General features: G+C 72.6%; 22 protein-coding genes, 1 tRNA gene and 1 pseudogene. 10 read left to right on the top strand and 14 right to left on the bottom strand.

Features of this window, described 5'->3' with window-relative positions:
• Window positions 1-56 precede the first annotated feature (56 nt).
• The 3 genes from QQS16_RS18695 to QQS16_RS18705 are packed head-to-tail and all read right to left on the bottom strand — an operon-like array spanning window position 57 to window position 3,474.
• Window positions 57-941, bottom strand: coding sequence for an SDR family oxidoreductase (locus QQS16_RS18695; RefSeq protein ID WP_286062976.1), 885 nt, complete (start codon window positions 939-941; stop codon window positions 57-59).
• The gene (locus QQS16_RS18700; protein WP_286062977.1) at window positions 938-1,882 is read right to left on the bottom strand and encodes an alpha/beta fold hydrolase; all 945 of its coding nucleotides are present in this window, start codon (window positions 1,880-1,882) and stop codon (window positions 938-940) included. The genes QQS16_RS18695 and QQS16_RS18700 overlap by 4 nt, the downstream gene beginning before the upstream one ends.
• On the bottom strand, window positions 1,879-3,474 hold the full coding sequence (locus QQS16_RS18705; RefSeq protein ID WP_286062978.1) for a flavin-containing monooxygenase: 1,596 nt from the start codon (window positions 3,472-3,474) through the stop codon (window positions 1,879-1,881). Before QQS16_RS18705 ends, QQS16_RS18700 begins: the two co-directional genes overlap by 4 nt.
• Before the next feature lie 131 nt (window positions 3,475-3,605).
• Here QQS16_RS18705 and QQS16_RS18710 point away from each other — a divergent pair, with 131 nt between their 5' ends.
• Window positions 3,606-4,259, top strand: a complete 654-nt coding sequence (locus QQS16_RS18710; RefSeq protein WP_286062979.1) for a MerR family transcriptional regulator — start codon at window positions 3,606-3,608, stop codon at window positions 4,257-4,259.
• Between the two features lie 22 nt (window positions 4,260-4,281).
• Here QQS16_RS18710 and QQS16_RS18715 read toward each other — a convergent pair whose 3' ends face one another.
• Complete coding sequence (locus tag QQS16_RS18715; RefSeq protein WP_286062980.1) at window positions 4,282-5,103, bottom strand: exodeoxyribonuclease III; 822 nt, start codon at window positions 5,101-5,103, stop codon at window positions 4,282-4,284.
• Between the two features lie 66 nt (window positions 5,104-5,169).
• On the opposite strand from QQS16_RS18715, the pseudogene QQS16_RS18720 reads away from it, so the two are divergent.
• Window positions 5,170-5,643: pseudogene (locus tag QQS16_RS18720) on the top strand (GNAT family N-acetyltransferase); the annotation flags it as partial.
• A 113-nt stretch (window positions 5,644-5,756) separates the two neighbouring features.
• On the opposite strand, the gene QQS16_RS18725 reads toward QQS16_RS18720, so the two are convergent.
• Both QQS16_RS18725 and QQS16_RS18730 read right to left on the bottom strand, forming a co-directional pair.
• Window positions 5,757-6,431: a response regulator gene (locus QQS16_RS18725; protein ID WP_286062981.1), complete on the bottom strand. Its 675-nt coding sequence runs from the start codon at window positions 6,429-6,431 to the stop codon at window positions 5,757-5,759.
• Window positions 6,389-7,669 (bottom strand): sensor histidine kinase, encoded by a 1,281-nt coding sequence (locus QQS16_RS18730; protein ID WP_286062982.1) that lies wholly within the window; start codon window positions 7,667-7,669, stop codon window positions 6,389-6,391. Before QQS16_RS18730 ends, QQS16_RS18725 begins: the two co-directional genes overlap by 43 nt.
• Before the next feature lie 166 nt (window positions 7,670-7,835).
• Between QQS16_RS18730 and QQS16_RS18735 the strand changes: the two genes are divergently transcribed.
• Complete coding sequence (locus tag QQS16_RS18735; RefSeq protein ID WP_286062983.1) at window positions 7,836-8,663, top strand: ABC transporter ATP-binding protein; 828 nt, start codon at window positions 7,836-7,838, stop codon at window positions 8,661-8,663.
• Window positions 8,657-11,128 (top strand): FtsX-like permease family protein, encoded by a 2,472-nt coding sequence (locus tag QQS16_RS18740; protein ID WP_286062984.1) that lies wholly within the window; start codon window positions 8,657-8,659, stop codon window positions 11,126-11,128. Before QQS16_RS18735 ends, QQS16_RS18740 begins: the two co-directional genes overlap by 7 nt.
• 50 nt (window positions 11,129-11,178) lie before the next feature.
• On the opposite strand, the gene QQS16_RS18745 is transcribed toward QQS16_RS18740, so the two are convergent.
• The 7 genes from QQS16_RS18745 to galU form a co-directional block, all read right to left on the bottom strand.
• Window positions 11,179-11,252: transfer RNA gene (locus tag QQS16_RS18745), tRNA-Ala, on the bottom strand.
• 75 nt (window positions 11,253-11,327) lie between these two features.
• Window positions 11,328-12,674 carry a divisome protein SepX/GlpR gene (gene sepX / locus QQS16_RS18750; RefSeq protein ID WP_286062985.1) on the bottom strand — a complete coding sequence of 449 codons (1,347 nt, stop codon included), beginning with the start codon at window positions 12,672-12,674 and terminating at the stop codon, window positions 11,328-11,330.
• 172 nt (window positions 12,675-12,846) lie between these two features.
• Window positions 12,847-13,509, bottom strand: coding sequence for a GNAT family N-acetyltransferase (locus QQS16_RS18755; protein WP_286066374.1), 663 nt, complete (start codon window positions 13,507-13,509; stop codon window positions 12,847-12,849).
• Window positions 13,506-14,012 carry a MogA/MoaB family molybdenum cofactor biosynthesis protein gene (locus QQS16_RS18760; RefSeq protein ID WP_286062986.1) on the bottom strand — a complete coding sequence of 169 codons (507 nt, stop codon included), beginning with the start codon at window positions 14,010-14,012 and terminating at the stop codon, window positions 13,506-13,508. Before QQS16_RS18760 ends, QQS16_RS18755 begins: the two co-directional genes overlap by 4 nt.
• Window positions 14,009-14,488, bottom strand: coding sequence for a cyclic pyranopterin monophosphate synthase MoaC (moaC, locus tag QQS16_RS18765; RefSeq protein ID WP_286062987.1), 480 nt, complete (start codon window positions 14,486-14,488; stop codon window positions 14,009-14,011). Before moaC ends, QQS16_RS18760 begins: the two co-directional genes overlap by 4 nt.
• A gap of 85 nt (window positions 14,489-14,573) precedes the next feature.
• The gene (gene glp / locus QQS16_RS18770; RefSeq protein WP_286062988.1) at window positions 14,574-15,896 is read right to left on the bottom strand and encodes a molybdotransferase-like divisome protein Glp; all 1,323 of its coding nucleotides are present in this window, start codon (window positions 15,894-15,896) and stop codon (window positions 14,574-14,576) included.
• Window positions 15,897-15,901: 5 nt separating this feature from the next.
• Window positions 15,902-16,804, bottom strand: a complete 903-nt coding sequence (gene galU / locus QQS16_RS18775; RefSeq protein WP_286062989.1) for a UTP--glucose-1-phosphate uridylyltransferase GalU — start codon at window positions 16,802-16,804, stop codon at window positions 15,902-15,904.
• A gap of 130 nt (window positions 16,805-16,934) precedes the next feature.
• On the opposite strand from galU, the gene QQS16_RS18780 reads away from it, so the two are divergent.
• Window positions 16,935-17,519 carry a 5-formyltetrahydrofolate cyclo-ligase gene (locus QQS16_RS18780; protein ID WP_286062990.1) on the top strand — a complete coding sequence of 195 codons (585 nt, stop codon included), beginning with the start codon at window positions 16,935-16,937 and terminating at the stop codon, window positions 17,517-17,519.
• A 57-nt stretch (window positions 17,520-17,576) separates the two neighbouring features.
• Here QQS16_RS18780 and QQS16_RS18785 read toward each other — a convergent pair whose 3' ends face one another.
• Window positions 17,577-20,420, bottom strand: coding sequence for a penicillin acylase family protein (locus QQS16_RS18785; protein ID WP_286062991.1), 2,844 nt, complete (start codon window positions 20,418-20,420; stop codon window positions 17,577-17,579).
• A 268-nt stretch (window positions 20,421-20,688) separates the two neighbouring features.
• On the opposite strand from QQS16_RS18785, the gene QQS16_RS18790 reads away from it, so the two are divergent.
• From QQS16_RS18790 to QQS16_RS18810, 5 genes are all read left to right on the top strand, one after another.
• Window positions 20,689-22,197: a potassium/proton antiporter gene (locus QQS16_RS18790; protein WP_286066375.1), complete on the top strand. Its 1,509-nt coding sequence runs from the start codon at window positions 20,689-20,691 to the stop codon at window positions 22,195-22,197.
• Window positions 22,198-22,470: 273 nt separating this feature from the next.
• On the top strand, window positions 22,471-23,733 hold the full coding sequence (locus QQS16_RS18795) for an MFS transporter (RefSeq protein WP_286062992.1): 1,263 nt from the start codon (window positions 22,471-22,473) through the stop codon (window positions 23,731-23,733).
• 67 nt (window positions 23,734-23,800) lie between these two features.
• Window positions 23,801-24,133: an FmdB family zinc ribbon protein gene (locus QQS16_RS18800; protein ID WP_286062993.1), complete on the top strand. Its 333-nt coding sequence runs from the start codon at window positions 23,801-23,803 to the stop codon at window positions 24,131-24,133.
• A gap of 78 nt (window positions 24,134-24,211) precedes the next feature.
• Window positions 24,212-25,069: an S-methyl-5'-thioadenosine phosphorylase gene (locus QQS16_RS18805; protein ID WP_286062994.1), complete on the top strand. Its 858-nt coding sequence runs from the start codon at window positions 24,212-24,214 to the stop codon at window positions 25,067-25,069.
• Between the two features lie 192 nt (window positions 25,070-25,261).
• Window positions 25,262-25,819, top strand: coding sequence for a CpaB family protein (locus QQS16_RS18810; RefSeq protein ID WP_286066376.1), 558 nt, complete (start codon window positions 25,262-25,264; stop codon window positions 25,817-25,819).
• The last annotated feature ends 79 nt before the right edge of the window (window positions 25,820-25,898 follow it).

Here is a 25,898-nt window from a genome sequence, read left to right on the forward strand (position 1 = left end):
GGGCCCCGGTGGGGCCTCCATCAGATTCACACGGGCCGTCACCCTGCGCATGTCGATCAACCACGGTGCGTAGCGCGGGCTTCCTCGTCCGCGGCCCCGCCGGCACCGACGAGCCCCGTGCGCATCCCTTCGAGCCGGCCGGCGAACCGCCGCATCTCCCGCTGTCCGACGGTCCCGATCAGCGCGGGCAGATACCCCCGCACGCCCTGCATCCCGCGCAGCCACCACTGCCCGTAGACATGACTCGACCGGCGCTCGATCCCGGCCACGAGCCGGTCCACCGCCGGCCCCAGCGGATAGGTCTTGCTGGACGGCCACGGCAGCCGCTGCCGCAACTCCCGCATCACGGCGTCCTGGTCGGCCCCGCGCACCATGTCGGTGTCGGTCCACGACAGGTACCCGACCCCCACCCGCACACCCCGGTGGCCGACCTCGGCCCGCAGGCTGTGCGCGTACGCCTCCACGCCCGACTTGGACGCGCAGTACGCGGTCATCATCGGCGCCGGCGTGATCGCGGCGAGCGAGGCGATCTGGAGCAGATAGCCCCGGCTCTCCGTCAGCGCCGGCAGGAAGGCCCGCGCGGTGACCGCCGAGCCGATGAGGTTGACCTCGATGACCCGGCGCCAGGCGACGGGATCGGAGTCGACGAAGGGCCCTCCGGTGGCGACGCCCGCGTTGGCGACGACGATGTCGACCTTCCCGAACCGCTCCCTGACCTCCTGGGCGACCCGCGCCATCGCCTCGTGGTCGGTGACGTCGGCGTACCAGTGGTCGCCGTCACCGTGCAGCCGCCCGACGACCTGCTTGAGGCCGTCCGGCTCCAGCCCGACCAGCGCCACCGTCGCCCCCCGCGCCGACAGCTTGCGGGCCAGCAACTCCCCGACGCCCCGCGCGGCTCCGGTGACGACGGCCACCTGGCCTTCCAGGCCCACCCTGCTCATGCGTCCTCCTTGACGTGACCGACGTGACCGACGTGGACGTACGTGGTGACGAGCTCCCGGATCTTCCCGGTGACCGGCGCGGGCGCCTCCACCGGGGTCATGTGGCCGATCCCGGGCAGCTCGGTGACGCCCAGGCAGTCGGGCAGCGCGGCAGCCAGCGCGTGGGTCAGCGCGGGCGGAGTGAGCCGGTCGGCAGAGCCCACGACGACGGCCGTCGGCACCCGCAACTCCCGTACCCCGTGGTCGAGATCGAGCAGACCGAGCACCTCCGACCAGGTGTACCGCACCTTGCGCGGACACGCGTGCACGATCCGGGCGCACGCCTCGACCATCTCCGGGGCCGAACCGGGGCCCATGGTCCCGTACCTGAGGATCCGGCGGGCCAGCGGCGTGACCGGTCCGAGCGGGGCACGGGAACCGAGCAGCCGCCGGGTCAGCCAGGTGCGCAGCCGGCCCGGCCGGAGCGGTATCACCCGCGACTCGGCGACCAGCCGCGACGCGCCCGTGCTGCACAGCAGGACGGCCGCCGCGTGCTCCCGGAACCCGGCCCGCGCGGAGGCGGCCATCACCGTCATCCCGCCCATGGAGTGACCGGCGATCACGGCTCGCTCGCCGGGCGCGAGGGTCGCCTCCAGCACGGCTTCCAGGTCGTCGGCCAGCGCGTCCGTACCGCAGACGGGGTTCGCCGGGCTGCGCCCGTGACCGCGCTGGTCGTAGGCGACGACCCGGTGGTCGACGGCCAGGTCCCGGATCTGCGCCGCCCAGAAGGCGGTCGAACAGGTCCAGCCGTGCGCGAGGACGACCACCGGCGCGTCCGGGTCGTCGACGGGTCCGTGCAGCTCGACGTGCAGGCGGGCGCCGTCGGCGGAGACGGCGGTCAGCTCACGGGCGGGTGCGGGCGGGGCGTAGGCACCGGACGAGACGGGCAGGGGACGGCTCACGCGGTCACCTCGGCGGTGGTGCCGGCGCTGCCCTGCGCGGAGGCGGTCGGCGAAGGGCCGGCCTGCCCGGTGGCGATCGGCGCGGAGCCGGCCTGCCCGGTGGCGCCCTGCTTCCCGGGCAGGCGCAGCACGTGGTACTCCCCCAGGTCGACCCGGCGGGTGACCCGCCGGAACTCGGTCGTGGTCCCGGGCCAGATGGTGGTGTTGCGGCCGTTCGCGTCCAGGTACCAGCTGTCGCAGCCGCCCGTCTTCCACACGGTGCGCTTCATGCGCTCGTGCACCCGGTGGCTCCAGGCGCGGACCGCGCCCGGGCGGGCGTCGAGGGCGGCCCGGCCGCCGAGCACGTTCAACTGCCGCAGGTAGTCGGCCAGGTAGTTCAGCTGCGACTCGATCATCAGGATCATCGACGAGTTGCCGAGACCGGTGTTGGGCCCGATGACCGTCATCCAGTTGGGGAAGCCCGGCACCGAGGCACCGCGCAGCGCCTCCATCCCGCCGCCGTCCGCCCAGGCCTCGGCGAGCGTCCGTCCGTCCGCGCCCACCACCCGCTCGGCGATCGGCATGTCCGTGACGTGGAAACCGGTTCCGAAGACGATCGCGTCCACTTCGGCCTCGCTGCCGTCGGCGGCCACCAGGGTCGAGCCGCGGACCTCGCTCAGCCCGCTCGCGACCACGTCCACGTTGGGGCGGGCGAGCGCCGGGTAGTACTCGCTGGACAGCAGGATCCGCTTGCAGCCGATGCGGTAGTCGGGCGTGAGCTTGGCGCGCAGGCCCGGGTCCTTGATGGAGCGGCCCATGTGGCGCTTGGCGACCTGCTCGACCAGGCCGAGCTGTCCGGGACGCTTGGTGAACGCCTGGACCTGCGCCTCCCGGATGCCCCACAGCAGTCCGCGCCGGGCCAGGGTGGTGAGGGGCAGCGCCCGGTGCAGCGCGCGTTCGGCCGGGCTGATCGCCCGGTCCATCCGGGGCAGCACCCAGGGCGGGGTGCGCTGGAAGAGGGTGAGCTTCTCGGCGAGGGGCTGGACGGCCGGCACGATCTGGATGGCGGAGGCGCCCGTGCCGACCATGGCGACCCGCTTGCCGCGCAGGTCGTAGTCGTGGTCCCAGCGGGCGGAGTGGAACACCTTCCCGGGGAACGTGTCGAGCCCCGGGACGTCCGGGATCCTCGGGTCGGACAGCGGACCGGTGGCGGAGACGACGACGTCCGCGGAGAGCGAGCCGCTGCTGGTCTCGATGTCCCAGCACAACCGCTCGGTGTTCCAGGCCATCCGCTTGACCTCGGAGTCGAGGCGGATGTGGGGGCGCAGCCCGAAGACGTCCGTCACGTGTTCCAGGTACGCCCGGATGTGCTCCTGTCCGGAGAAGGTGCGCGGCCAGTCCGGGTTGGGCGCGAAGGAGAACGAGTAGAGATGGGACGGCACGTCGCACGCGCACCCCGGGTACGTGTTGTCCCGCCAGGTGCCGCCGACGCCGCCGGCCCGCTCCAGCACGACGAAGTCGGTGACACCCTCGCGCCGCAGCCGTACGGCGGCCCCCAGTCCGCCGAATCCGGACCCGATCACCGCCACCCGCACGTGTTCCTGCTCGGCCATCCCGAAGCCTCCACGTATCACGTTGGACTCTGCCAGTGAACACTGGCGCAATGGGAGAGTAGAGCAGCGGCCTACCGAGCGGTAGGGGGCGGGCCGGGAAAGTTACCAGGGGTACGACATAGGCTGCGGGCGTGGCAGACAAGCGTGAATACCGCATGGAGGAGCTGGCCGCGCAGGCCGGGATCACGGTGCGCACCCTGCGCTTCTACCGCGAGCGCAAGCTGATCCACCCACCCCGCCGTGAGGGCCGTATCGCCTGGTACGACGACAGCCATCTGGCGCGCCTGCGCACCATCTCCGCCCTGCTGGAACGCGGCCACACCCTGAACGGCATCGCGGAACTGGCGGAGGCCCTCGACCACGGCCGCGACGTCGCCGACCTCCTCGGCGTGGACACCCCCACCGAGGAGGAGCCGGTCCACCTCACCCCCGAGGAACTCGCCGACCGCTTCGGCGACCAGGTCACCCCCGACAACCTCGCCGCCGCCCTGGACCTCGGCTACCTCGGCACCGACGGCGACGAGATCGTCCACATCAGCCGCCGCCTCCTGGACGTCTCCGCCGCCCTGGTCCACGAGGGCATCCCCCTGGCCGAGGTCCTGGCGGCCGGCCAACGCGTCCGCGAACACGTCGACGCCCTCGCCGAACTCTTCGCCGACCTGGTCCTGCGCCACGCCCCCGAGGAAGACCTCCACCGCCTGCGCCCCCTGGCCCGCAGCGTGGTGGAGGCGGAACTGTCCCTGTCCCTGGACCGACGCCTGCGCAAGCGGAGCGACACCCCTTGAGCGACACCCCGCGAAGGTCCTTTCAGGTCCTCGCAGGTCCCTGGAGGTCGTACACCACGGTCACCGGCGCGTGGTCCGACCAGCGCTCGGCGTGTGTGGCGGCCCGTTCCACGAACCCCTTGACCGCCTTGGCCGCGAGGCCGGGCGTGGCCGCCTGGAGGTCGATCCTCCACCCTGAATCGTTGTCGAAGGCCCGCCCCCGGTACGACCACCAGGTGTACGGCCCCTCCCCCTCCGGATGCAGGGCCCGGACGACGTCGACGTAACCGCCCTCCGTCGCGTCGAAGACCCGGGTCAGCCACGCGCGTTCCTCCGGCAGGAAGCCGGAGTTCTTCTGGTTGGCGCGCCAGTTCCTCAGATCGGCCTGCTGGTGGGCGATGTTCCAGTCGCCGCAGACGAGGACCTCGCGGCCGTCGGCGGCGGCGCGCTCGCGCAGGTCCTTGAGGTGGGTCAGGAACTCGCCCATGAAGCGGATCTTCTCGTCCTGGCGCTCGGTGCCGACCTCGCCGGAGGGGAGGTAGAGGGAGGCGACCGTGACACCCGGAAGGTCGGCCTCGACGTAGCGGCCACTGGCGTCGAACTCCGTCGAACCGAAGCCGATCCGGACCCGGTCGGGCTCGCGGCGGGTGTAGAGGGAGACCCCGGCACGGCCCTTGGCGGCGGCGGGCGCGTGCACGACGTGCCAGCCGTCGGGGGCGCGGACGGGCTCGGGCAGTTGGTGCGGCTCCGCGCGCACCTCCTGGAGACAGAGCACGTCGGCCGAGGTGCCGGCCAGCCACTCCACGAAGCCCTTCTTCGCGGCGGCGCGCAGCCCGTTCACATTCACGCAGGTCACAGTGAGCACCCCGGCACGATACCCGCGATCTGGACCGGATCACGTTCTGGACCCCGTTCACATACGGTACGTGCCATGGATATACGCCGGGTCTCCTTCGACCACCCCGACGCCGTGAAGCTCAACGACCAGGTCCAGGCCGAGTACCACGTCCGCTACGGCGACGGCGGTGACGCCACTCCCCTCGCCCCGCAGGACTTCGAGCCGCCGAACGGCGTGTACCTGCTCGCGTACGACGAGACCGGCGCCCCCGTCGCCTCGGGCGGCTGGCGCGCCCAGGACACCAACGGGGAGGGCAACCTGGACGGGGACGCCGAACTCAAGCGGATGTACGTCACCGCGCCGATGCGCGGCCGGGGCCTGGCCCGCCGCATGCTGGCCCTCCTGGAGGAGGACGCCCGCGCGGCCGGCCGGACCCGCATGGTCCTGGAGACCGGCACCGAGCAGCCGGAGGCCATCGCCCTCTACACGTCCAGCGGCTACGAGCCGTGCGCGAAGTTCGGCTACTACCGGCATCACGAGTCGAGCCGCTGCTTCGCCAAACAGCTCGGCGCGCCGGGCACTCGGGTCGCCGCGGACGCTCAGTCCGGTGAGGCCGCCGAGGACACGCAGGCCGCCGAAGACGCCCTGGCTTCCGTCGGCCTTCTCGCATCCGCCGACTCTCAGCTTCTGAGGTAGGCCAGCACCGCCAGCACCCGCCGGTGGACGTCGTCCGCCGGCGGCAGGTCCAGCTTGGTCAGGATGGAGCCGATGTGCTTGCCGACGGCCGCCTCCGACACCACCAGCGCCCGGGCGATCGCGCCGTTCGACCTCCCCTCCGCGATCAGTGCCAGCACCTCCCGCTCACGCGGGGTGAGCCGTGCGAGCGGATCCCGGCGCCTGCGCAGCAGTTGCCGTACGACCTCGGGGTCGAGCACCGTGCCGCCCGAGGCCACCTCCCGCAGCGCCGCCACGAACTGCTCGACCTGCCCCACCCGGTCCTTGAGCAGATAGCCGACGCCGCTGCCGTCACCGGAGTCGAGGAGGTCGGCGGCGTACGCCCGCTGCACGTACTGGCTGAGCACCAGCACCGGCAGGCCCGGCCGCTCCGCGCGCAGCCGCACCGCCGCGTGCAGCCCCTCGTCCTGGAAGCCGGGCGGCATACGGACGTCGGTCACGACGACGTCGGGTTCGTGCTCGGCGACCGCCGCGAGGAGCGCGTCCGCGTCGCCGACGGCGGCCGGCACCTCGTGCCCGAAGCGGGTGAGCAGCCCGGCCAGCCCTTCCCGCAGCAGCACGCTGTCCTCGGCGAGGACTACGCGCAGGGGGCGGTCTGTGGTGTCGGGCGAGGCCGGCAAGGAATCTCCACACGCAGCAGGGTCGGTCCGCCCGGTGGGCTGGACACCGAGAGTCTGCCATCGAGCACCGACACCCGGTCGGCGAGACCGGTCAGTCCGGTGCCGCCGGCCGCGTCGGCGCCGCCGTGCCCGTCGTCCCGCACCCGCAGCACCAGCCGCCCGTCCCGGTGTCCGCCGCTGACCTCGGCGCGGCTCGCCCCGCTGTGCCGGGCGACGTTCGCGAGGGCCTCGCACACGACGAAGTAGGCGGCGGACTCGACGGGTTGAGGCAGACGCCGGGGCAATCGCAGATCCAGGTCCACGGGGACCGGGCTGCGGTCGGCCGCGTCCGCGACGGCGGCTTCGAGACCGTAGTCGGCGAGCACCTTGGGGTGGATGCCGTGGATGAGCTCACGCAGTTCCGCGAGGGTCCGCCCGGCCTCCTCGTGGGCCCTGGCGAGCTGGTCGGCGAGCGGTCCGGGCGGGACGTCGAGGCGGGCCAGACCGAGCGTCATCGTCAGGGCGACCAGGCGCTGTTGGGCCCCGTCGTGCAGGTCCCGCTCGATCCGCCGCCGTTCCGCCTCGAAGGCGTCCACCAACCGCACCCGGGAGCGCGCGAGTTCGGTGACCCGCTCGCTCTCCTTCGACGTCAGCAGCGCCCGCGCCAGTTCGGCCCGCGCCCCGGCCACCACCCCCAGGGCGTAGGCCCCGCACGCCAGCAGCACCAGCCCGAGCGCGGCCGACCCCAGCGCTCCCGCCCAGGTGTCGACGGTCCACAGCTTGGCCACCCGCGCCTCACCGCCGGCGGCGACCAGCGCGGGTACGGCGAGCATGGCGAGCGGAAACCCGGCCGCGAGGACCACGGCCAGCGCGTCGAGCGGCCACAGCAGCAGCCCGAACAGCACGGCGTACGCCAGCTCCCGCCAGGTGGCGGTCTCGCGCAGCCGTGTCACCAGCCAGGCCCGCAGCCCCGGCCCGTCGGGCATCCGATGCCCGTCGCCGGGGGCGGGCCCCACGCCGGCCAGCCGCAGCCGCCGGCGCTCCACGGCGGCCACGGGGATCCCGGCCAGCACGGTCAGCACGAGCAGCGGCAGCCCGAGGAGTACGACGGCCAGCGCGCCGCCGACGACGAGTCCGCCGAGGAGCACGGCCAGGACGACCAGGCCGAGCAGCGCGCCGCTGCCCAGGTAGGCGACCGCTCGCCAGGGCCACGCCGAACTCAGGTATCCACGCCCGCCGAGGGCCCGCCACACGCTCATGGGGATCACCGTAGAAGCCGGACGGGCGCGGGGCCATGGGCCGGGACGGAGGCTCGACGGTATGCCTGGCCCTACCCCAGGTCTCGTCCCTGCCGCACTGATCCGGAGGCCGGTGGCACGGTTTCGTGGACCCCTCGGAACCGGACCAGTGGGGGCAGGGACAGAGATGACACCCAACGCGATCGAACTGCGCGCGGTGAGCAGGCGGTACGGGACGGGCGGTGGCGTGACCGCGCTCGACGACGTCACGCTCGCCTTCCCCGCCGGCACCTTCACCGCCGTCATGGGGCCGTCCGGCTCGGGCAAGTCGACGTTGTTGCAGTGCGCGGCGGGCCTGGACCGGCCCACCTCGGGCTCGGTCCGGCTCGGCGACACGGAACTGACGGCGCTGAGCGAGCGCCGGCTGACCCTGCTGCGCCGCGAACGCATCGGCTTCGTGTTCCAGGCGTTCAACCTGCTGCCGTCCCTGACCGCCGCGCACAACGTCGCCCTGCCGCTGCGCCTGGCCGGCCGGCGCCCGTCGAAGGCGCGGGTACGGGAAGTGCTGCGCGAGGTCGGCCTCGGCGACCGCGCCGGTCACCGCCCGGCCCAGCTCTCCGGCGGCCAGCAGCAACGCGTCGCCCTCGCCCGCGCGTTGATCACCCGCCCCGAGGTCCTGTTCGCCGACGAGCCGACGGGCGCGCTCGACTCCCGCACCGGACACCAAGTCCTGTCCCTGCTCCGCGGGCTCGTCGGCACCGGGGGCGGCACGGTGGTGATGGTGACCCACGACCCGGTGGCGGCGTCCTGTGCGGACGGGGTGGTGTTCCTGGTGGACGGGAGGGTGAGCGGTGAACTGCGCGGGGCGTCGGCGCAGGAGATCGCCGCGCGGATGACGGGGCTGGAGGCGACGGGTGCGGCGACGCCAACGCCAACGGGAGCGAACGGGGTCGCGTCCAGGCCGGCCACCACGCCGACAGTCCCGTCGTCGGCCTCGGAGGCCGCCCCGTGCTGAGCATCGCCTTCCACACCCTGCGGACCCGCTGGACCAGCTTCACCGGCACCTTCCTGGCCCTCTCCCTCGGTGTCGCGCTGCTCACCGTGATGGGCCTCACCCTCGCCTCCTCCCTCGACGCCCCCGAACGCGAGCCGGAGCGGTTCGCCGCGGCCCCGGTCGTGGTGCGGGGGCAGGACACCCTGCGCGTGCCGACCCCGAACGGCGTCCGCACCGAGAAACTGGCCCACCCCCGCCCCGTCCCGCCCGCGACCGTCGCCGCGCTGCGCGCCCTCGGCCAGGTCGTCGAGGACCGCGTCTTCGCCGTACGGGCCACCGGCGCACCCGGCGATCTGGTGGGCCACCCGTGGTCGACGGCCGCGTTCGCGCCGTACGCCCTGGACACGGGCCGTGCCCCGCGGGCCGCGGACGAGGTCGTGGCGACCGGCGACTGGACGGCGGTGGGCCGCCGGCTGCACACCGGCCACGGGACGGTACGCGTGGTCGGCACGACTGCCGGCCTCGGGTTCGAGAACGCCCTCTTCTACCCGGACGCCCGCGCCGCCCGGCTCGCCCCGGTGAGCACCCAACTGGTCGTGGACGCGGACCCGGCGGCCGTACGGCGGACCGTGGACGCCGTGTCCGCACCGGGCGTCGGCGCCGGCCCGACCGTCCTGACCGGTGACGCGCGGCGGCTCGCGGACGCCGACCCCGACCGCGACCGGGAGGCGCTGACCGCGCTGAACGCCCTGTTCGGGACGGCCGGCGGGGTCGCCGGGTTCGTGTCGGTGTTCGTCGTGGCGTCCACGTTCGCCTTCGCGGTCGCCCAGCGGCGCCGGGAGTTCGGCCTGCTGCGGACGGCGGGTGCCACCCCGGGCCAGCTCCGCCGGACGGTGCTCGCGGAGGCCCTCCTCGTCGGTGTGCCCGCCTCGGCGGCGGGCTGCGCGCTCGGCGGGTACGCCGCCCCGGGCCTGGCCGCACGGGTGGTGGCCGACGACCTGGCCCCCGCCTGGTTCGCCATCGGCGACCACGTCTGGCCGTACCATCTGGCCTTCTGGCTCGGCCTGTTGGTGGCGCTCAGCGGTGTGGTGGCCGCGTCCTGGCGGGCCGGGCGGACCGCCCCCGCCGAGGCCCTGCGCGAGGCGTCCGTCGACACCGGCACGCTGACCCGGGGTCGCCTGCTGACCGGTACGGCCCTGCTGCTGACCGCCGCCGTGACCCTGGCGTCGGCCCTGCTGACCGACCCGGGCGAACTCCTGCACCGCAAGACGTACGTCAGCCGCCCGATGCTCCTGATCACGGCGGTGGCCCTGCTCTCCCCCGTCCTGGTACGGCCGTTGACCGGGCTGATCACCTGGCTGCCGGCCCTCCGGCCGCGCGGCGCCTGCGCCCTGCTGGTCCGTGAGAACACCCGCGTCGGCGTGCGCCGCACGGCCGCCGTGGCCGCTCCCGTCCTGGTCACGGTCGCCCTCACGGGCTCCCTGCTCGGCGCCACCGCGACGCTGGACGCGGCGCGGACGGCGGAGCTCCGGCAGCGGACGGCCGCGGACTTCGTGGTGTCGGTGCCCTCACCCGACGGTCTCGGCCCGGCGGCCGTGCGGCGCCTGCGCGCGGTGCCCGGCGTCCGGGTCTCCGCGACCGCGGCGAGCGCCGTCCACACCCTGGAGGACGGTGTCGCCCTGATCAGGTCGCGGGCCCGCGCGGCCGATCCGGCGGCGCTCGCCGCGACCTCGCGACTGCCGTTGACCTCCGGCCGCGTCACCGACCTCGACGACGGCTCGGTCATCGTCAACGAGGAGTGGGCCCGGCACACGGTCGGCGACCACGTGACGGTGTGGCTGGGCGACGGCACGCGCAGATCCCTGCGCATCGCCGCGGTGATGGCCACCGGCACGGGCGACAACGGCGTGTACGTCACCCCGGCGAACGCCCCGCACGCCCCGGTCGACCGGGTGGACGTGACACTCCTGCCCGGCGCCGACGCGGGCGCGGCGGAGGCGGCACTGCGACGGGCGGTACGGGAGTCTCCGCTCCCCGGGGCTCAGGTGCACACCCGGGACGCGTGGATCCACGCCGTGGCTCCCCGCTCCGACGGCACGACCCGGCTCGGCTTCCTCCTGGTCCTCGGCCTCGCCCTCCTCTACAGCGGCATCTCCCTGGCCGGCACCCTGGTCATGGCCGCCCGCGACCGCGGCCGCGAACTGGCGGCGCTACGGCTGGCCGGAGCCACCGGCGGGCAGGTGCTGCGGCTGGTCGCGGCGGAGACCGTGACGGTGGTGACGGCCGGCGCGCTGCTGGGCCTGTTCGTGGCCACGCTCAACCTGCTCGGCATGGGAGCCGCCCTGGGCCTGCTGTCCGCCCCGGCCCCGCTCCACCTGCCCTGGCCGGCCCTCGGCACGGTGACGGCCGCCTGCGCGCTCGTCGCCGTACCCGCCGCCGTACTCGCCACTCTCGGAACACACAAGAGATCCCGCCCGATCGACTGATCGGACGGGATCTCTTCAACTCCCTGAGTTTCCCCGGGAAGTTGTTGCGGTGGACCTGTGGGGATTTGAACCCCAGACCCCCTCGATGCGAACGAGGTGCGCTACCAGACTGCGCCACAGGCCCTTGCAACGAGTGAAACTCTAGCATCCCCGTCCGGGTGCTTGGAAATCCGTTCCCGGCTGGTCAAGCCACCTCGGGTCACTCGTTGGCGGCCCGGGGGCGGTCGCCGTCCTCGTACTGGTCGAAGAGCGGGGTGCGGCCGCGTTCGCGGGCCCGGCGGGCGGAGGCGGCGCGGCGGGCGTCGCTGCGGCCGTCCGCGGTGGGCCGGTCCTCGTCCTCGTGCTCCTCCGCTTCGGCGTCCTGCTCCGCGGGATGCGCCTCCTGCTCGGGCGTGACGGCACTGGACCGGGCCGAGCTCCACGCGTCCGGTGCGCCCAGGTCCACGTCGGAGGTGGCCCGCGGGGCGACCGGGGCGGTCACGTACGTCGGCAGCGGCACCGGTACCGGGTCCCAGCTGTCCCCGTGTCCGGGGCGCTGCTGGCGCTCGCGCTGCTGGTCGACCCATTCGGCGTGGTCGGTCTGCTCGACCAGCGCGCGCCGGTCCGCGGCGAGCGCGGACAGCCCGGGGTCCGTCGCCGGTTCGGGGCCTTCTTCGGGCTCCTCGGCGTCGGGGCCGCCGTCGACGGCGGGCCGCCGGCGCGGCTGGCGGACACGCTCACGCAGTCGCTGCGCGGCGGCCTCGGCCATACGCCGGTCCATCTGATAGGCGAACCGCCGGCGCTCCTGGGAGCGCAGGTAGGCGATGTACGCGCTGAGCATGACGGCGGGCACGCCGGGCGCCCACAGGAACGCGAGCCCTCCGACCGCGGCGACGATCGTGCCCATCGTGAAGGCGAGGAAGAGCATGACCGTGGTACGCCGACGGCGCGCGAGCACCTTCGTACGCCGGGCGCGTGCCGCTGCCGCCTCCGCCGAGGCCTTGCGCCGGGCGGCCGCCGCCCGCTTGGCCGCCGGCACGGAACCCTGCGCGGACCCCGCCCCGGCACCGGACGCACGCCCGGCTCCGGCCGAGTCCTCGTGCGCGGACTCCCACGCGTGTTCCCGTACCGACTCGCGCGTCGAGGCCCGCGCGGACTCCCGCGTGGACCCGCGCATCGGTTCACCCTCCGGCTCGGGTACGGCGTCGCGCGACGGTTCGTGCTCCGATGCGCGCGCCGGCGCCGTGCGCTCTCGGCTCGGCGCCGGGACCACCGCCTGCGCCTGGGGACGGGTCGGGGGCATGGCGAAGGCCCGGACGTCCACCGAGTCGGTGACGGCGCCCGGGTCGGCGACGCCGGGCTCCCCCTCCTCGGTGGAGCGCGCCCGCAGGTCCTTGGCGTATCGGCGCTCCATCCCCGCCCGTCCGGACAGCAACCGGATGGCTGTGCTGAAGCGTTCCGTCGGACGGGCCTCGTTCAGCTCGTCCTGCCTACGGAGCCACATCGGCACCAAGTAGGCGGCCCAGGCCCCGACAATGACTGCGTAGATGAGGCCGCTGCTGCTCACGCCTCACACGGTAGAGGGGTTTGCGTGAGGCCATCTGCCAATTGCGCCGGTGTGTCGCACGATCTGGCTGATATTTCGAGCTTTTTTTGTGACCGATGCGATCAACAGGCCGCCGCGGTAGCGAATTCAATGCCCTCAGGCGGTCATCCACCGATCATTTTCGAACACATATTCAATTACCCGGCTGTCGGCCAGGTTGTGCGGGGTTGTCGTGCGGCGTCCTCCTGGAGCGTGCCCGCTGCCAGCGCCTGAGCAAACCGTCGGGGACCTCTTCGGCGGTGAGCGCGAACACGAGATGGTCGCGCCAGGCGCCGTCGATGTGGAGATAGCGCGGACGCAGCCCCTCCTCGCGGAATCCGAGTTTCTCCACGACCCGGCGGCTCGGCGCGTTCTCGGGGCGAATGCAGACCTCGACGCGGTGCAGACCGACGGCACGGAAACAGTGGTCGGTGACGAGTGCCACGGCGGTCGGCATCACTCCGCGGCCGGCCACCGCCTCGTCCACCCAGTAGCCGACATGCCCCGAGCACATCGACCCCCAGGTGATTCCCGCGACCGTCAACTGCCCGACCAGCCGCCCCTGGTACTCGATGACGAACGGCAGCATCCGGCCGGCGTTCGCCTCGGCCCGCAGGTGCCGGACCATCTGCCGGTAGGTCGGCCGGTGCGCGATCGGCCCGCTCGGCGTGGGCGGCGGAATGGTCGCCTCCCAGGGCCGCAGCCAGTCCCGGTTGCGCCGGTTGACCTCGCGCCAGGCCCGCTGGTCGCGCATCTTTATGGGCCTCAGGACGACATCGCCGTCCGCCAGTACGACGGGCCAGGACGGGCTGTTCAGCTCACACCCCCAGGGCCGGGACCGGGTCTGGGATGGTCGCCGCCGCGGATCTGGTCGACGGCGTGCGTCAACAGGGGCTCCAGGACGGCCAGTCCGTCCTTCACCCCGCCGGTGGAGCCCGGCAGATTGACGATCAGCGTCCGGCCCGCCACTCCGGCCAGGCCCCGGGAGAGCGCCGCCGTCGGCACCTTGTCCCGCCCGAACGCCCTGATGGCCTCGGCGATGCCCGGCACCTCGCGGTCGATCACCCCGCGGGTCGCCTCGGGGGTCCGGTCGGTGGGCGAGATGCCGGTGCCGCCGGTGGTGACGACCACGTCGTACCCGGCGTCGACGGCGGCCCGCAGGGCGGCCGCCACGGGGTCGCCGTCGGGCACGACCTGCGGCCCGTCGACGGCGAAGCCGAAGCGCTCGAGGCCGTCGGCGATCAGCGGACCGCCCTTGTCCTCGTACACTCCGGCGGCGGCCCGGTTGGAGGCGGTGAGCACCAGCGCGCGATATGTCATGCCCGGCTCCAGTCGCCCGACTTGCCGCCCGTCTTCTCCTCGACCCGGACGTCCGTGATGACCGCTCCCTTGTCGACCGCCTTGACCATGTCGATCACGGTGAGCGCGGCGACGGAGACCGCGGTGAGCGCCTCCATCTCGACGCCTGTACGGTCCGTCGTCCGCACCGTGGCCGAGATCTCCACGGCGTCGTCCGCGACCCTCAGGTCCAGTTTCACACCGGACACCGACAACGGGTGGCACAGGGGGATCAGGTCCGGGGTGCGCTTGGCGCCCATGATGCCCGCGATCCGCGCGGTGGCCAGGGCGTCGCCCTTGGGGACCCCCTCGCCGCGCAGCAGCTCGACCACGCGCGGCGAGACCAGGACACGTCCACTCGCCCGCGCGGTGCGCGCGGTCACGTCCTTCTCGGATACGTCGACCATGCGGGCGGCGCCCGCCTCGTCGATGTGCGTCAGTCCGTCCTGCGTACTCATACTGTGCGGCGCTCCCGGTCCGGGCCCGCCGCGGTGCGGCGCGCGGGCCTGTTGTGCGCGACACGGTACCGCCAACCGGGAGTCTTCAGCCGAGCAGCACGACCTCGACCTCGGTGCCGGGCTCCACGGACTCCACGTCCTCGGGGACGACGATCAGCGCGTCGGCGTGCGCGAGAGCCGCGACCAGGTGCGATCCGGCGCCGCCGACCGGGGTCACCGATCCGTCGGCGTACCTCCCGCGCAGGAACTGCCGACGGCCCTTCGGCGAGGTCAGCGCCTTGCCGGTGGTGAGGGTCGCCCTCATGGTCGGCCGGTGGACGTCGTCGAGGCCCATCAGGGTGCGGATCGCGGGGCGGACGAACAGCTCGAAGGAGACGTACGACGACACCGGGTTGCCCGGGAGCGCGAGCAGCGGGGTGTGGTCGGGGCCGATGGTGCCGAAGCCCTGGGGCTTGCCGGGCTGCATGGCCAGCCTGCGGAACTCGATGCCGCTGCCGGCCTCGTCCTCGTCACCGACGTACGACAGCGCCTCCTTGACGACGTCGTACGCGCCGACGCTCACGCCGCCCGTGGTGACCATGAGGTCGGCGCGGACGAGCTGGTCCTCGATGGTGGACCGGAGCGTCTCGGCGTCGTCGGCGACGGCGCCCACCCGGTAGGCGATGGCTCCGGCGTCCCGGGCGGCGGCGGTGAGGGCGAAGCTGTTGGAGTCGTAGATCTGGCCGCCGCCGAGTTCCTCGCCGGGCTGGACGAGTTCGCTGCCGGTCGACATGACGACCACGCGCGGGCGCGGGCGTACGCGTACGCTGCCGCGCCCGATGGCGGCCAGCAGCGCGATCTGCGGCGGGCCGAGGACGGTGCCCGCCGCCAGGGCGCGGTCTCCGGCCTTCACGTCGCTGCCTTCGGCGCGCACGTGCGCGCGTGCCTCGGCCGACCGGTACACCTGCACCTGGCCCCGGGCGCCCTCGGGGGCCAGGGCGCGGGCGCGCATCCCGGTGACCGGTCCGTCGCCGAGGCCGCCGTCGGTCCACTCGACGGGGACGACGGCCTCGGCGCCGGGCGGCAGCGGGGCGCCGGTCATGATGCGGGCGGCCTGACCGGGGCCGACGTGGAGCAGCTCGGCCTGGCCCGCCGCGACGTCCCCCACGACCTCCAGGACGGCGGGGTACTGCTCGCTCGCGCCCGTGACGTCCGCGACCCGGACCGCGTACCCGTCCATGGAGCTGTTGTCGAACGGCGGCAGGGACACCGGCACCGTGACGTCCTCGACCAGAACGCAGTCCTGGGCGTCGAGGATCTGCAGCTCGATGGGTTCGAGGGGGCGGACGGTCGCGAGGATGTCCTCCAGGTGCTCGGCCACCGACCACAGGTGGTCGGGGCCGGTGGTGCGGGGCGCGGCGCTGCTCAACGTTGCTACATCTCCTCGGCTACGTAACTGCGAAGCCAGGTCCGGAAGTCCGGGCCCAGGTCTTCACGTTCGCACGCGAGTCTGACAATGGCACGCAGGTAGTCGCCGCGGTCGCCGGTGTCATAGCGGCGGCCCTTGAAGACGACGCCGTGCACCGGGCCGCCGATCTTCTCGTCGTCGGCGAGCTGCTGGAGGGCGTCGGTCAGCTGGATCTCGCCGCCGCGGCCGGGCTCGGTGGTGCGGAGTATGCCGAAGATGTGCGGGTCGAGGACGTAGCGGCCGATCACCGCGTAGTTCGACGGGGCGTCCGCCGGGTCGGGCTTCTCGACCAGGCCGGTGACCCTGACGGTGTCACTGTCCTCGGTGAGGTCGACGGCGGCGCATCCGTAGAGGTGGATCTGCTCGGGCGCGACCTCCATGAGCGCGATGACGCTGCCGCCGCGCTGCGCCTGGACCTCGACCATCCGCCTGAGCAGCGGGTCGCGCGGGTCGATCAGGTCGTCGCCGAGGAGGACGGCGAAGGGCTCGTGGCCCACGTGCGGGGCGGCGCACAGGACGGCGTGGCCGAGACCCTTCGGGTCGCCCTGGCGGACGTAGTGCATGGTGGCCAGGTCACTGGACTCCTGCACCTTCGCGAGCCGGTCGGCGTCGCCCTTCTTCTGGAGGGCCGACTCCAGCTCGTAGTTGCGGTCGAAGTGGTCCTCCAGGGGGCGCTTGTTGCGTCCCGTGATCATGAGGACGTCGTCGAGGCCGGCGGACACGGCCTCCTCGACCACGTACTGGATCGCCGGCTTGTCGACGACCGGCAGCATCTCCTTGGGAGTGGCCTTGGTGGCCGGCAGGAACCGGGTGCCGAGACCTGCTGCGGGGATGACAGCCTTGCTGATCCGAGGGTGCGACTGAGTCATGCCCGAACCTTATCTGGTGCCTTGGCAATGAATCTGAGGCTCCGGTTAATTGCTCTCATATGAGCGTATTGGAGAGGTACGGGTACAACCTTTGAGTCCCCTCGAACGTCCGGCCGAGCCTGACAAGCGAATGTTGCGGCGAGAGTTCATCGCGCTGAGGAACAGGTTGACGGCCGATGACGTGCGCGAAGCGGGCGCCGCCCTGGCCGCGCGGGCGCTGGAGCTGCCCGAGTTGGCGCGGGCGCGCACGGTGGCGGCGTACGTCTCCGTCGGGAGTGAACCCGGCACGCTCACGCTGCTGGACGCGCTGCGCGCGCGGGGCGTGCGGGTCCTGCTGCCCGCGCTGCTGCCCGACAACGACCTGGACTGGGGCGCGTACACCGGGGAGGGCTCGCTCGCGCGCGTCCGGCACGGCTCGAAGATGGCCCTCTTCGAGCCGGCCGGCGAGCGCCTGGGCCCGGACGCCGTGATCGCCGCCGACGTGGTGCTGCTGCCCGGGCTGGCGGTCGACGCGCGCGGCATGCGCCTGGGGCGCGGAGGGGGCTCGTACGACCGGGTCCTCGCCCGTCTGGAGCGAGCGGGCGCCCGTCCCGCGCTGGTGGTGCTGCTGTACGACGCGGAGGTCGTGGAGCGGGTGCCCGCCGAGGCGCACGACCGGCCGGTGCGGGCCGTGGTGACGCCGTCGGGCGTGCGCCGCTTCCGGGAGGGTCCCTGAACGCGGACCGGCCCTCCACGCGCGCGTGGAGGGCCGGTCCGACGGCGGGTCAGCGGCTCACGGCCGCAGCACCAGCGTGTCGCTCGTGCTGCCGTCGACCGCCTTGTCGGAGTAGGACCAGTCCAGCAGCTCGCCCTTGACCCACTTGCTCGTCTGGTCGGTGTAGTGGGCGCTGTAGGCGTGTCCGGAGGCACCGGTGAGGTTGATCCACTTCGACTTGTCGAGGTCGTCGAGGTTGGCCACCATCCGCATCGACGGCACCCACACGACGTCGTAGCCGCCGGCCGCGTTCCAGCCGGTCGCGTTGACCGCCGCCTCGCCGCCGCTGAGCTTCCACGGGCCGCGGTTGAGCATGTACTGCACGAAGCCGGGCCCCTCGGTGCCGAGGGTCTGGTTCTTCAGGAACAGGCGGTGCAGCCGGCCCCAGCTCCAGGTGTCGATGTCCTTGCCGAGCTTGGCGGTCAGTTCCCAGCGGGCGTCGATCATGGCGCGCTTGAACAGGTCGTCGCGGTTCTTGACGGCGCCGGTGCGGTGGGTGCCCGACTCGGGCGTGGTCCACCAGTCGCTGTCCTCCTCGTCCATGAGGTTGCGGACCACCTCGAACCAGCGGTCGCCGCCGTCGGGCTGCGCCTGGTCGGCGTCGCGCTGGCCGCACTCGTAGACCTTGCGCGTCTCGTCCACGGGGCCGGTCGTGTTGACCGGGTCGACCCACAGGCACTGGCCCTTGACCCGCAGCTCCTTGGGCAGCTTGTTGCCGAAGGCGAGCTTGACGATGTTGCGCCAGACCGAGTTGAAGTAGGCGGCGGCCGCCGAGTCCGCGTCCTGGGTGTAGTCCCAGCCCTCCAGCAGTTCCTGGGCCTCGCGGACGCTCTTGTCGTTGATGTCGATCTTCAGCAGTTTGGGCACGAGCAGCTTGGCGATCTCGCTGCTGTTGTCCAGCTGCATCTGCCGCATGTCGTCGGTGGAGATCTTGCCGCCGCCCTTGATCTTCTGCTCGATCAGGTCGGCGATCCGCTGGCTGCGGGTTCCGTAGCCCCAGTCCGTGGTGAGCGTGTAGGGGTACTTGTCCTGGTCGACGACGGCCTGGTTGGCGGTGACGATGTACCCGCGGTCCGGGTTGTACTCGTAGGGCAGCTTGTCCTGGTCGATGTACCCGGTCCACCTGTAGTCGGAGTCCCAGCCCGGCACCGGCAGGTAGCCGCTGTCGCCCTTCTCGCGGGTGGGGATCCTGCCGGGCAGCGTGTAGCCGATGTTGTCCTCGGTGTCGGCGTAGACCAGGTTCTGCGACGGCACGTCGAAGAGGGCGGCCGCCTCGCGGAACTCGCTCCAGTCCGTCGCCCTGTTCATCGCGAAGACGGCGTCCATGGAGGTGCCCGGGTCCAGCGCGGTCCACCTCAGGGCGATGCCGTAGCCGTCGCCGCGGTCGGGGGCGGCGGTGTCGACGGTGGCCTTCTTGCCGACCTTCACGAGTTCGTCGTTGCGGTCGGACAGCAGGGGCATCCCGTCACTGGTCTGCCGGACGACGATCTTCTTGGACGCGCCGCCGGCGACCTCGATGGTCTCCTCGCGCGTGGTGAAGGGCTTCACCTTGCCGTCGTACAGGTAGCCGTCGCCGGTGAGCTTCTCCAGGTAGAGGTCGGTGACGTCGGCGCCGGAGTTGGTCATGCCCCAGGCGATGCTCTGGTTGTGGCCGATTATCACCCCGGGCATGCCCGCGAAGGTGTAGCCGGTGACGTCGTACTGGCACTTGGCGGAGACCGTGCGGCAGTGCAGGCCCATCTGGTACCAGACCGAGGGCAGCGAGGCCGACAGGTGCGGGTCGTTGGCCAGCAGCGGCTTGCCGCCGATGGTGTGCTGCCCGGCCACCACCCACGCGTTCGATCCGATGCCGTTGCCGTTCACGCCGACGGCCGTGGGGACGTCGTCCAGGACGTTCTGGAGGCCGGCGAGCTGGCTCTCCAGGGCGGACCCGGCCGTCGAGGAGGACGAGGACTGGGTACCCGTGCCGGTGCCGGTGCCGGTCCCTGTGCCTGTTCCGGTCCCTGTTCCTGTCCCGGTCCCTGTTCCTGTCCCGGTCCCGGTGCCGCTCGTGCCGCTGCCCGACGTGCCGTCGCCGCCGTCGAACGTCCCGGTCAGCTCGTCGTACTCGCCCTGCTGGACGATCGCCTGGTTGCGGCTGTACGGGTACCGCGGGTACAGGTCGGCGACCTGCTGGGGGCCGAGGCGGCTGGTCATCAGGGCGCGGTCGACCTCGTCCTGCATGTTGCCGCGCAGGTCCCAGGCCATGGCCTTCAGCCACGAGACCGAGTCGACGGGGGTCCACTCGCCGGGCTTGTAGTCGTTGGTGAAGCCGAGCGCCGCGTACTCCAGGGAGATGTCCTCGCCGCTCTTGCCCTGGAGGTAGGCGTTGACCCCCTTGGCGTAGGCCTGGAGGTACTTCTTCGTGGAGGGCGAGAGCGTCTTGTCGTACTCCTGCTTCGCCACCCGGTCCCAGCCCAGGGTGCGCAGGAACTCGTCCTCGTCGACCTGGCTCTTGCCGAACATCTCCGACAGGCGACCTGAGGTCATGTGCCGGCGCACGTCCATCTCGTAGAACCGGTCCTGCGCCTGGACGTAGCCCTGCGCCATGAACAGGTCCTCGTCGGAGGAGGCGTAGATCTGCGGGATGCCGTAGCCGTCGCGCTTGACGTCCACGGGCCCCGACAGGCCGTCCAGCGTGATCGAACCCTTGGTCTGCGGGAACGAGGCGCGGACGGTACTGATGGACCAGTACGCCCCGTAGGCGACACCTGCGACGATGGCCAGCACGAGGACCAGGACGAGCACACGGGCTTTGCGCCCCTTCTTCCTGCCGGACTTGCCGGGCTGCTGACCCGATGAGGCGGTGGTGTTGGGGGGCATCGCTGTCCTTGCTGTCCTAACGCGAGCGGCAGGCGGGCCGTGCTTCTAACTGAGCGCTGGAGCAACCATAGGCGCAGGGCCCGGCGCCACTTGACGCGGAGTCGGGAACCAGCGCGTACGGACGTTCGATCTTGCCCTGTCAAGCGTCAAGAAATCGTCAAGAGTTAGGTAAGGTAATGAAGTACTTGGACGCGGAGCCGCCCGCTCTGGTGTCCGATGTACGTGAGCCCGCGCGCGTGACGCCGCGGGCCGTGGAAGGGAACGGCCGCTGACTGTCCACCACCTCAACCAGCTCCTGCTCGTCTGCTCGCTCGTCCTGCTCGTCGCCGTCGCCGCGGTCCGGATCTCCTCGCGCAGCGGGCTCCCCAGCCTGCTCGTCTACCTGGGGATCGGCATCGCCATGGGCCAGGACGGCATCGGCGACATCCACTTCAACAACGCCGAACTGACCCAGGTCATCGGATACGCGGCGCTCGTCGTCATCCTGGCCGAGGGCGGTCTGGGCACGAAGTGGAAGGAGATCGGGCCGGCCCTGCCGACCGCCTCCACGCTGGCGCTGGTCGGCGTCGCGGTGAGCGTCGGGGTGACGGCGACGGCCGCGCACTACCTGATCGGGCTGGAGTGGCGGCAGGCGCTGATCATCGGGGCGGTGGTGTCCTCGACGGACGCGGCGGCGGTCTTCTCGGTGCTGCGCCGGATCCCCCTCCCCTCGCGTGTGACGGGCACGCTGGAGGCCGAGTCCGGCTTCAACGACGCCCCGGTGGTCATCCTGGTGGTCTCCTTCTCCACGGCCGGCCCGGTCGAGCACTGGTACGTGCTGCTCGGGGTGATAGCGCTGGAGCTGGCCATCGGCGCCGCCGTCGGGCTCGCGGTGGGCTGGCTGGGTTCCTGGGGCCTCAGACACGTCGCCCTGCCCGCATCCGGCCTCTATCCCATCGCGGTCATGGCGATCGCGGTGATGGCGTACGCGGCGGGCGCGCTGGCCCACGGCAGCGGCTTCCTCGCCGTCTATCTCGCCTCGATGGTGATGGGCAACGCGAAGCTGCCGCACTGGCCGGCCACCCGCGGTTTCGCCGACGGGCTCGGCTGGATCGCCCAGATCGGCATGTTCGTCCTGCTCGGCCTGCTGGTCACCCCGCACGAGCTGGGCGACGACATCATGCCCGCCCTCGTCATCGGGCTGGTGCTGACGATGGTGGCCCGCCCGCTGAGCGTCGTGGTCTGCCTGACGCCGTTCCGGGTGCCCTGGCAGGAGCAGACGCTCATGTCCTGGGCCGGTCTGCGCGGTGCCGTCCCCATCATCCTGGCGACCATCCCGATGGTGCAGGGCATCGAGGCGAGCCGCCGCATCTTCAACATCGTGTTCGTCCTGGTCGTCGTCTACACCCTGGTCCAGGGGCCGACCCTGCCCTGGCTGGCCCGGAAGCTGCGCCTGGGCGAGGACGCGGACACCGCCGCCGACCTCGGCATCGAGTCGGCGCCCCTGGAGCGGCTGCGCGGGCACCTGCTGTCGGTCGTCATCCCCAAGGGATCCAAGATGCACGGCGTGGAGATCAACGAGCTGCGGCTGCCTGCCGGCGCCGCGGTCACCCTCGTGGTCCGCGAGGGGAAGTCGTTCGTGCCACTGCCGACGACGGTGCTGCGGCGCGGCGACGAACTGCTCGTGGTCGCCACCGACCCCGTCCGGGACGCGGCGGAACGACGGCTGCGCGCGGTGGGCCACGGCGGCAAGCTGGCCGGATGGCTGGGCACCGGCGACGACCACTCGGCCCATTAAGGACTTGTTTCCTACGGTTCACACCCACGGCAATCACAGGCGCACGGTCCGATGGTGCTCCTTTTCACAGGCCCACCCGCGCCGATCCCTGTACGATGAAGGCGCACCTGATCGAACCAACTCTGCCTGACGCAGAGCTGGCGCGACCGTATGGCGGCCGAGACGCTCTTCGCAGCACGCACGGCATCTACCGCAGTCCGCGCAAGAGGACAGCTCTCGGCGCCCGGCCCCTTCGCGGGAGCCGCGCCACCAGGCGGCAGAAAGGCACGGGCCGTGGCATCCACGGTCACCTCCCGCCCCGGATACGGGCAGCTGCTGCGCACCCGCGGCGCCTGGACGTTCCTGCTCCCCGGCTTCGCGGCACGCCAGCCGTTCGCGATGCTCACCGTCTCCATCGTGCTGCTCGTGCAGCACACCACCGGCTCGTACGGCGCGGCGGGCGCCGCGGCGGCCGTCACCGGTGTCTCCATGGCGGTGTTCGCGCCCTGCACCGGCCGTCTCGCCGACCGCTACGGGCAGCGCACCGTGCTGGTCCCGGGCGTCGTCGTGCACGCGCTGTCGGGTCTGACCCTGACGACTCTCGCGCTGGCCCACGCCCCCCTGTGGGCGCTGCTCGCGGCGGCCGTGCCGACGGGTGCCTCCACGCCCCAGATCGGGCCCATGGTGCGCGCCCGCTGGGCCGCGAAGCTCCAGGACTCGCCGCTGATGTCCACCGCCGCGGCCTTCGAGTCGGTCACGGACGAACTCACCTTCGTCCTCGGTCCGCTGCTGGCCACCGCGCTGTGCACCGCGGTGGACCCGGCCGCGGGCCTGGTGACGGAGGCGTCCCTGACGCTGCTGGGCGGGCTGCTGTTCGCCGCGCAGAAGGGCACCCAGCCCGTCGTCGCCGGCAGCGGGCACGCGCGCGTGGAGCACGCCTCGGCCCTGCGCCTGCCCGGAGTGCGGGTCCTGATCGTGGCCTTCCTCGGCATCGGCTCCGTCTTCGGCGGCATGCAGGTCTCGCTGGCCGCCTTCACCGAGTCGATCGGCGAGCCCGGTCTGAACGGCGTCCTGTACGGCACCTTCGCCGCCGGCAACATGCTGTCCGGCCTGGTCTGCGGCGCCGTCGCCTGGAAGGTGGCCCCGCAGCGGCGCCTGCTCGTCGGGTACGCCGCCCTCGCGCTGACCGCGTCCGGCCTGTGGGCCGCCCACTCGGTGCTCGTCCTGGCCGGCCTCGGCCTGCTCGTCGGCATGTGCATCGCACCCGCCCTGATCAGCGGCTACACCCTGGTCGAGAACCTGGTCCCGATCGGCGCCCGCACCGAGGCCTTCACCTGGCTGACCGGCGCGGTCGCGCTCGGCCAGGCCGCGGCCGTCACCACCGCCGGACAGCTGGAGGACCGCTTCTGGAGCGGCGCCGGATTCCTGGTGCCGACGGGCGGCACGCTGCTCGCCCTGGCGACCCTGCTGGCACTGCGTTCCCGGCTCGCTCCGGCGCCCCGCGGCCGGACCGTCGCACGTGGCGTCGGTCACCGCGTGCCGGTGGCAGTGGACTGATCCTCAGGAATACGTCACTATGGACCATCGTTAGCACTCATTGAGTGAGAGTGCCAGGAGGAAGACAGTGCCCACCTACCAGTACCAGTGCACCGAGTGCGGCGAGGGCCTCGAGGCGGTGCAGAAGTTCACCGATGACGCCCTGACCGAGTGCCCCAACTGCCAGGGCCGCCTCAAGAAGGTGTTCTCGGCGGTCGGCATCGTCTTCAAGGGATCCGGCTTCTACCGCAACGACAGCCGCAGCTCCTCGTCGAGCAGCTCTCCGGCGTCGTCCTCGAAGTCGGCGTCGACGACGTCCGCCTCGTCCTCGGAGTCGAAGTCGACCTCGGACTCGAAGTCCTCCTCGGACTCGAAGCCGTCGAGCACCGGCACCTCGTCCAGCAGCAGCTCCGCCGCATAGGACCCAGTTCTCGCCTGACCCTGTCGTCATCCGACGGCGGGGTCCTCGGCGTTCACGGAGCCGGTTAGGGTGCGGAGCATGGCGACCAAGACGAACACGGCCAGGACGATCGCGGACATCGGCGTGATCGGCGGCTCCGGCTTCTACTCGTTCCTCGACGATGTGACCGAGATCCAGGTGGACACCCCCTACGGGCCGCCCAGTGACTCCCTGTTCCTCGGTGAGGTCGCCGGCCGGCGGGTGGCCTTCCTGCCCCGGCACGGACGCGGCCACCATCTGCCGCCGCACCGCATCAACTACCGGGCCAACCTGTGGGCGCTGCGCTCCGTCGGGGTGCGCCAGGTCCTCGGCCCGTGCGCGGTGGGCGGCCTGCGCGCCGAGCACGGGCCGGGCACGCTGCTGGTGCCGGACCAGCTCGTCGACCGTACGAAGTCCCGGGCGGGCACCTACTTCGACGGGCTGCCGCTGCCGGACGGCACGGTGCCGAACGTCGTGCACGTGTCCCTGGCCGATCCCTACTGCCCGGCCGGGCGGGCGGTGGCGCTGAAGGCGGCCCGTGGGCGGGACTGGGAGCCGGTGGACGGCGGCACGCTGGTCGTGGTCGAGGGGCCGCGCTTCTCGACCCGTGCCGAATCGTTGTGGCACCAGGCGCAGGGCTGGTCGGTGGTGGGCATGACCGGCCACCCCGAGGCGGCGCTCGCCCGTGAACTGGAACTCTGCTACACCACGATGACCCTGGTCACCGATCTCGACGCGGGCGCCGAGACGGGCGAGGGCGTCTCCCACGACGAGGTGTTGCGGGTGTTCGCCGCGAACGTGGACCGGCTGCGGGGCGTGCTGTTCGACGCGGTGGCCGCGCTGCCGCCGACGGCGGAGCGGGACTGCCTGTGCACGCGGGCGCTGGGCGGGATGGACCCGGGCGTGACGCTGCCGTAACGGTGGCGGCCACGGCATCCCGGGGAGAGCGGAACGTCCCAGGGAGAGCGGAACATCCGGGAGAGCGGAACGTCCCGTTCGGGTGAGGGAGTTTTCCCCAACCCGCCAGTAGCCCACCGGCTCCGGCGGGAATCGGCGTGAAGCCGCATCGTGGCAGGGCAAGCCGATCCCTCGTCGCAGGTGGTGGTCCCCGTGCCCGTCGCTCCTTCTCCCTTCGCTGCTTCTCCCCTCCCCTCCCCCGTCCCGCCTCTCCCGCTCGGTACGGACGCTCCCCCGACGTGCGAGGTACCGCACTTCGCCCCCGTGCGGGTACGCGGCGGGGGCCGTCGGCTACAGCGACTCGTACGCCACCGGAGGCGGGCCGTGGCGGCCGGTCTCGCGATCACGGCGGCCGCGCTCGTGGCGGCGGGACCCCGTGACCCGGACCAGCCCCGCGGTCACCCCGTGGCGGATCCGGTACGGGAACACCGCGCCGTGCGGCTCGTGACGGCACCGGTGCGGATCGCCGACGGGGCCACGGTCCGGTTGCTGCGGCCCGGTGACCGGGTGGACGTCATCGCCGCCGAGCAGACCGGCACCGGCGGCGACGCCCAGGTGGTGGCGCGCGGGGCCCGGGTGACAAGGGTGCCGGAGGCCCTGGACGGCACGGCCGAGGAGGGGGCGCTGGTCATGCTGTCGGTGCCCCGCTCCACCGCGGCGCGGCTGGCCGGCGCGAGCACGACGGCACAACTGGCGGTGACCCTGTGCTGATCCACGCGACCGCCCACCCGCGCACGCCGGCGTCAAGTCCCCCGTCGGAGCTACCCCATGGGACAGGGTCGCCCGGTGC

The sequence above is a fragment of the Streptomyces sp. ALI-76-A genome, assembly GCF_030287445.1.
GTDB lineage: Bacteria > Actinomycetota > Actinomycetes > Streptomycetales > Streptomycetaceae > Streptomyces.

Coding starts and splice junctions, on each gene's coding strand:
- QQS16_RS18805 (WP_286062994.1), top strand. CDS start 24,212: ATGGCGACCAAGACGAACACGGCCAGGACGATCGCGGACATCGGCGTG.
- QQS16_RS18705 (WP_286062978.1), bottom strand. CDS start 3,474: ATGGCCGAGCAGGAACACGTGCGGGTGGCGGTGATCGGGTCCGGATTC.
- QQS16_RS18735 (WP_286062983.1), top strand. CDS start 7,836: ATGACACCCAACGCGATCGAACTGCGCGCGGTGAGCAGGCGGTACGGG.
- QQS16_RS18785 (WP_286062991.1), bottom strand. CDS start 20,420: ATGCCCCCCAACACCACCGCCTCATCGGGTCAGCAGCCCGGCAAGTCC.
- QQS16_RS18760 (WP_286062986.1), bottom strand. CDS start 14,012: ATGACATATCGCGCGCTGGTGCTCACCGCCTCCAACCGGGCCGCCGCC.
- QQS16_RS18695 (WP_286062976.1), bottom strand. CDS start 941: ATGAGCAGGGTGGGCCTGGAAGGCCAGGTGGCCGTCGTCACCGGAGCC.
- QQS16_RS18730 (WP_286062982.1), bottom strand. CDS start 7,669: ATGAGCGTGTGGCGGGCCCTCGGCGGGCGTGGATACCTGAGTTCGGCG.
- QQS16_RS18780 (WP_286062990.1), top strand. CDS start 16,935: ATGTTGCGGCGAGAGTTCATCGCGCTGAGGAACAGGTTGACGGCCGAT.
- galU (WP_286062989.1), bottom strand. CDS start 16,804: ATGACTCAGTCGCACCCTCGGATCAGCAAGGCTGTCATCCCCGCAGCA.
- moaC (WP_286062987.1), bottom strand. CDS start 14,488: ATGAGTACGCAGGACGGACTGACGCACATCGACGAGGCGGGCGCCGCC.